Origin of the sequence: Paenibacillus sp. P3E, assembly GCF_001909045.1 — a bacterium.
Lineage (GTDB): Bacteria > Bacillota > Bacilli > Paenibacillales > Paenibacillaceae > Paenibacillus_AQ > Paenibacillus_AQ helianthi.
Window position 1 is genome coordinate 1 of record NZ_LVWH01000141.1, and the last position, 798, is coordinate 798.

Sequence of the window (798 nt, forward strand, 5' to 3'; positions counted from 1 at the left end):
CCCAAGGGGCAAGCCCCTTGGTTTAGGCTGTTCCGCGTTCGCTCGCCGCTACTGACGGAATCACTATTGTTTTCTCTTCCTCAGGGTACTTAGATGTTTCAGTTCCCCTGGTCTGCCTCTACACACCCTATGTATTCAGGTATGAGTAACTGCGAATTACCACAGCTGGGTTTCCCCATTCGGACACCCCCGGATCAAAGCTTGCTTACAGCTCCCCGAGGCAGTTTCGTTGTTCGCCACGTCCTTCGTCGGCTCCTGGCGCCTAGGCATCCTCCGTGTGCTCTTATTAGCTTAACCATTGCGTTTTCCCAAAGGAAAAATCGCTAGCATCGCTATAATATAAACTTGTTTACACAAGTTCAGCTTAAAGGAATGTTCTAAAACGCATTTTCGTTTCGGTATCCAGTTTTCAAGGATCAAGGTACTACTTGAGAGCTTCAACTCTCAAAACTGAGCAACGAGTGAGTAACAGGCCTAAACCTGAGTTTTGGAAGTAATACTTCCGATTTGAATGTTTCCGTTGCAGGAAACGATTCTCCATAGAAAGGAGGTGATCCAGCCGCACCTTCCGATACGGCTACCTTGTTACGACTTCACCCCAATCATCTACCCCACCTTCGGCGGCTGGCCCCCTTGCGGGTTACCCCACCGACTTCGGGTGTTGTAAACTCTCGTGGTGTGACGGGCGGTGTGTACAAGACCCGGGAACGTATTCACCGCGGCATGCTGATCCGCGATTACTAGCAATTCCGACTTCATGCAGGCGAGTTGCAGCCTGCAATCCGAACTGAGACCGGC

2 rRNA genes are annotated in these 798 nt (G+C 50.8%); both read right to left on the bottom strand.

Annotated features, from left to right (window positions below):
* A 23S ribosomal RNA gene (locus tag A3842_RS12530) occupies positions 1-297 on the bottom strand; the annotation flags it as partial.
* 246 nt (positions 298-543) lie between these two features.
* Positions 544-798, bottom strand: a 16S ribosomal RNA gene (locus A3842_RS12535); the annotation flags it as partial.